Raw genomic sequence first — 4,936 nt, forward strand, 5'->3', positions numbered from 1 at the left:
GATTGGTGGGCGCAGTAGGACTCGAACCTACGACCCGCTGATTAAGAGTCAGCTGCTCTACCACCTGAGCTATGCGCCCTGCCAGGCACGCCCTAGGGCCGCCCAAGATCGTTCCCTCTATCACCGCTTCGCGCGCCCTGTCCAGTCCATCACCAGATGGCCCCGATCTCCTTGCGGTCGAGGCGGACAATGCGGTTGAGGTGCGCGTTGAGCACAAAGCCAAACCCCACCATCATGGTCAGCATCGCGGTGCCTCCGTATGAGACCAGCGGCAGCGGAACGCCGACCACCGGCAGCAAGCCCGTCACCATCGCCACGTTGATGAAGACATAGGCGAAGAGGCAAAGCCCGACGCCGGCAGCCACGAGCCGCGCAAACGTGCCGCGGCAGCGCAAGGCCATATAGGCAATGAACAGCAGCACGAGGAGGTAAAGCGTCAGCAGCGCGATGGCGCCGAAAAAGCCCATCTCCTCCGAGAACATCGTGAAGATGAAGTCGGTGTGTTTCTCGGGCAGAAAATTGAGCTGGGCTTGCGTGCCTTGCATGAAGCCTTTGCCGGCGACGCCGCCCGAGCCGATGGCGATCTTCGACTGAAGGATGTGATAGCCGGACCCGAGCGGATCGCGCTCCGGATCGAAGAAGGTGAGCACCCTTTCCTGCTGATAGTCGTGCAGCCGCTCCCAGACATGGGGCAGCGCCATGACCGCACCGGCGACCGCGGCAAGGAAATACAACCAGTTGACGCCGGCGAGAAAGAGCATGCCGGCGCCGATCATTCCCAACAAAGCCGCGGTGCCGAGATCGGGCTGTTCGAGCGCGAGCAGGATCGGCGCGCCGACCATGAGCACGGGCGGAATGATCCAATGCGGCCGGGAGACTTTGCGCGGCGCGAGCCATTGATAATAGCGCGCCAAGGCCAATACGAGCGCCACCTTCATCAGCTCCGAGGGCTGAAAGCTTGCGTCGCCGTAACCGAGCCAGCGTCGCGCGCCGCCACTTTCGACACCGACAAACGGCACAGCGACCATCAGAAGAAGCGCGATCGCATAAAGCGGATAGGCCGTGCGGACCCACCAATTCATGTCGATGAGCGCGATGGCAAAAAGCAGCGCAAGGCCGATGCAAAAACGCACGACATGGCGGCTCGCCCAAGGCTCGAGATCGCCGCCCGCGACCGAATAGAGCGCCCCGACGCCAACCAAGGTGATCGCGGTGAGGAGAAACAGGAATGGCCAGTTCAGGAGCGCAAGCTTCTTGGGGATGTCCGGAGCTTGTTGCTCCAACGTCGCGGCGAACAGCATCTTCATCGAGCGCCTCGGGCCTCGGCAAGCGCCGGCTGGCGTCCGGGTGCGTCGTTGCGCGCAACGAAGGCGGGCTTGCCGGAGGGGTCTCGCAGCAGAAGCACCGTCATCACGTCATGCACGACGGGCGATGCGACGCGGGAGCCGCCACCGCCATGTTCCACGACGCAGGCCACGGCGTAGCGCGGGACATCGATCGGTGCATAGGCGATGAAGAGCGCGTGGGTCTCCCCCTCCCAGCCTTGCAGCCGCCGCCCGCCGCGGGAACTCACCACTTGGGAGGTTCCGGTCTTGCCGGCCATCTGCATGTCGGGGATCGTTAACGCAGCGCGGCCCGCCGTTCCCCCCGGCTCGTTCACGACGCCGATCATGCCGCCGCGCACGAGATCGAGGTGATGCGGTTCGATGTCGAGTGCCGGCGCAACCTTGGCTGCGTTTGCGCCCGACGCGGTCAGACGTGGCACGACGGCCTTTCCCGTCGCGACGCGCCCCGTCATCACGGCGAGCTGCAACGGGGTCGTCAGGACGAAACCCTGACCGATGCCCGCGATCACCGTCTCGCCGCCATACCAGGGCTGACCGAGATTAGCCCTTTTCCAGGCGACGGTCGGCATGACTCCCTTCTTCTGGCCCGCCAAACCGCAAGGATAAATCCGTTCCAGGCCGAGCTTGCGGCCCATTGCTGCGAGCGCGTCGATGCCCATCCGGCGCGCCGTCTCGTAAAAGAAAACGTCGCAAGATTGCTTGATGGCGTCGTGGACATCCATGCGGCCATGGCCGCCGGGCTTCCAGCAGCGGAAATACGCCCGGCCGAGACTGTAGCCGCCAGGGCAGCCAACGCGATCCTTCTCCGTGATGACGCCCGATTCGAGCCCGGCCAGTGCCGTGACGACCTTGAAGGTGGAGCCGGGCGGATAGAGCCCGCGCACGGCGAGATTGTTGAAGGGATTGTCATCGGCTCGTGCAAGTTCAGCGAAGCGCTTGGGATCTGGCTTGAACGTGATGTCGTTGGGATCATAGGTGGGAGTCGAGGCCATCGCGAGCACTTCGCCCGTATTGCAGTCCATCGCCACCAAGGAGGCGCGGCGAAACTCGGCAAGGCGGTTGAGCGCAAATTCCTGCAATCCCTGGTCGACGCTGAGCACGACATCCTTGCCTTGCGTGCCAGGGGTCGAGCCGAGCTTGCGCACCACGCGCCCTCGCGCGTCCGCTTCATAGGTGGTGCTGCCTGCGCTGCCCCTCAGCGCCCGGTCGAATCCCCTCTCTACGCCGACCTTGCCGGTACGGAACCCAGGCAGCCGCATCATGGGATCCTCGTTGACCTCCCGTTGCGCCGCCATGCCGACATAGCCGACGATGTGGGCCATGCTCGTTGCATGGCTGTAGGTGCGGATCGATCCGCTGTCGGTCTGCAAGCCGGGAAACTCGGGCGCGAGGACGTTGAGAAGCGCAAATTGCCGCCAGTTCAGATCCTCAGCGACGAGAATGGGCAGATAGCCGCTTTGACGCCGTGCGTGACGCAGCACACGGTCCTTGTCGGCTTGCGACACCGGCAAGATGCGCGACAAGGAAGCGAGCGTCACCGCCAGATTTTTGCTGTAGCCGGGGACCACAAGGACGCGCAGGTTCTCGCGGTTTTGCGCGACGGGTGTGCCGAAGCGGTCGTAGATCGCACCCCGAATGGGCGCCACGAGCTGCACGCTCAGCCGATTCTCGTCGGACAGAAGCCGGTATTCGGACGAGTCCAGGATCTGCAACTGTCGCAGCCGCCAGCCGAGCAGGCCGAACAGCCCAATCTGGCCTGCGCCAAGAAGGAGAGCGCGGCGTGCGAAGCGCCCGCGCAGGCTGAACTCGGGCTTCACTTCCGTCACGCGACGCCCCGGCGGTTGAAGTCCTCGCGCGGATAGGCGTCGCCGTAAAGCTTGAGCAGCCCGCGCCAGATTATCGGAAAGAGTACGGCGGAGACGAGGGCGCCAAAACCGATGGGCCACCAGTCCACCCAGCGGAAATAATAGAGCGAGGCGAGCAGCCAGCCGAAAACGGCGAGCGCAGAGGCGAGCCCGGTCCAGACGAGCCAGAGCGGGCTCCAATCCCATCTCGAGGACAGGCCGCGCGCGAGGTGTCCGACGGTGCCCGCAACCAGAGCCATCAGCGCCCAGAAGCCGAGCGGTCCGCCTGACGTGACATCGAGCAGAAGTCCAAGCAGCATCGCGACGACCGGCGGCAGGTTCGCACCCGGTATCACCCGCCAGCAGAACACTATCATGACCACGATGAGAGGCAGGATGAAGGTTGCATCGGCCGGAAGTCCCCAAGGCAAAGCGGCGATCAGCACGGCGAGAAGTACCGATAAAATTGGGAGCGCCTGGCTCATTGCCGGACGCGAGTCACGGGCGCGGTCGAGCCGGTGACTTCGCCTATCTTCTTGACGCCGGAGGAAGTGACCGGTTCGGCGGCGCTGACCTTGCCGGCGGCCGGTGGAATCGGCGGGCCTTCCACCGTCGGCAGCTCGCAGGCGTTCGGTGCGGACGCCGGGCCGGCGCTCGCCAAAGTCGGCGAGTTGAAGAAGAGGACGCTCACGGTGTCGAGGGCGCTCAGGTCCGCGTGGGGACGAACCTTGAAGCTCCCCGCCCCTCCGCTGACACTGCCAACACGCAGGCCGCGTGGCAACACGCCGTCGCTGCCGGACGTATAAACCTCGTCGCCCAGGTAAAGTGCGGCGCCATCGGGAATAAATTCGAGGGTGAGGTCGCCGCTGTTGTCGCCGGAAACGATGCCGCGCACCCCGGCCGGTCCAACGAGAACGGGAATGCGGCTGTTGAGATCGTTGAGAAGGAGGACGCGGGTCACGGATGCGCCCGCGCCGATGGTGCGTCCCACGAGGCCATCGCCATTAATCACGGCATAGCCGGCCCGCACGCCCTGCTCACGGCCAAGATTGACAAGGACGCTGCGCACGAAGGGACCGCGCGCATCGGCGATGATGTTGCCGGTGGTAAAATGCAGCGCCGGCTCGTCGACGGCGCTCAGCAATTTGCGCAAATGCTCGACCTTGCGCTCAAGCAGCTTCGCGCGCCACTCCCACTCGTGTAAGCGCTCGTTCTCCTGCTTGAGGCGATCGATCTCGCCAAGGCCGCCGGCATAGGTCCGCACCCGCCGGACGGCATGACGCGCCTCGATGACGGGCACCGAGGCGGCCGCGAACAACGGCGAAGTGAGTTCGGCAAGCTCGTCGCGAGCGTCCGCCACCGTGCCATGACCGATGCGGCTCAGAATGAGGAGGACGCCACAGAGGAAATACAGGCCAAACGTGAGAAGCTCGACCGGCAGCCGCCACGAACTGGATTTCTTGCGGAAGATCGGACTTTGTCTCGGCATCGCGTATGTCTGAGAGCGAGCCCACGCCGGCGCTCACCCCTCCCCGCGGTCGCTCTTTCCGCGACCCTTGTTATCGTTCCGTGTCGTTCATGGCTTGATCAAAAAGTCGGCGATGCTCTCGAGCTGCTCCAGGGCCATGCCGGTTCCCCGCGCGACGCAGCGAAGCGGGTCCTCGGCGATCTTGAACCTCACCCCAGTTTCCTGAGCCAGCCTCACATCGAGGCCACTGAGCAAGGCTCCCCCGCCGGTGAGGTAGA

At 64.6% G+C, this 4,936-nt stretch carries 5 protein-coding genes and 1 tRNA gene; all 6 read right to left on the bottom strand.

Going from position 1 to position 4,936, the window contains the following annotated elements:
• Window positions 1-3: 3 nt before the first annotated feature.
• Window positions 4-79: transfer RNA gene (locus tag ACR2J1_RS10945), tRNA-Lys, on the bottom strand.
• 70 nt (window positions 80-149) lie between these two features.
• On the bottom strand, window positions 150-1,307 hold the full coding sequence (rodA, locus tag ACR2J1_RS10950; protein WP_434019360.1) for a rod shape-determining protein RodA: 1,158 nt from the start codon (window positions 1,305-1,307) through the stop codon (window positions 150-152).
• Entirely contained in the window at window positions 1,304-3,172 is a 1,869-nt protein-coding gene (gene mrdA / locus ACR2J1_RS10955; protein WP_434019361.1) for a penicillin-binding protein 2, read from the bottom strand. The genes rodA and mrdA overlap by 4 nt, the downstream gene beginning before the upstream one ends.
• A complete protein-coding gene (locus ACR2J1_RS10960) occupies window positions 3,169-3,675 on the bottom strand; it encodes a hypothetical protein (RefSeq protein WP_434019362.1) in 507 nt (168 codons plus the stop codon). The genes mrdA and ACR2J1_RS10960 overlap by 4 nt, the downstream gene beginning before the upstream one ends.
• Window positions 3,672-4,679 carry a rod shape-determining protein MreC gene (mreC, locus tag ACR2J1_RS10965; RefSeq protein WP_434019363.1) on the bottom strand — a complete coding sequence of 336 codons (1,008 nt, stop codon included), beginning with the start codon at window positions 4,677-4,679 and terminating at the stop codon, window positions 3,672-3,674. Before mreC ends, ACR2J1_RS10960 begins: the two co-directional genes overlap by 4 nt.
• A gap of 87 nt (window positions 4,680-4,766) precedes the next feature.
• Window positions 4,767-4,936, bottom strand: a 170-nt coding sequence (locus tag ACR2J1_RS10970; RefSeq protein WP_434019364.1) for a rod shape-determining protein, incomplete at its 5' end; no start/stop codon positions are given.

The organism is Methyloceanibacter sp. (assembly GCF_050999895.1).
GTDB lineage: Bacteria > Pseudomonadota > Alphaproteobacteria > Rhizobiales > Methyloligellaceae > Methyloceanibacter.

Bases quoted from the DNA above. Each gene is read 5' to 3' on its own strand.
- rodA (WP_434019360.1), bottom strand. From the start codon at position 1,307: ATGAAGATGCTGTTCGCCGCGACGTTGGAGCAACAAGCTCCGGACATC.
- ACR2J1_RS10960 (WP_434019362.1), bottom strand. From the start codon at position 3,675: ATGAGCCAGGCGCTCCCAATTTTATCGGTACTTCTCGCCGTGCTGATC.
- mreC (WP_434019363.1), bottom strand. From the start codon at position 4,679: ATGCCGAGACAAAGTCCGATCTTCCGCAAGAAATCCAGTTCGTGGCGG.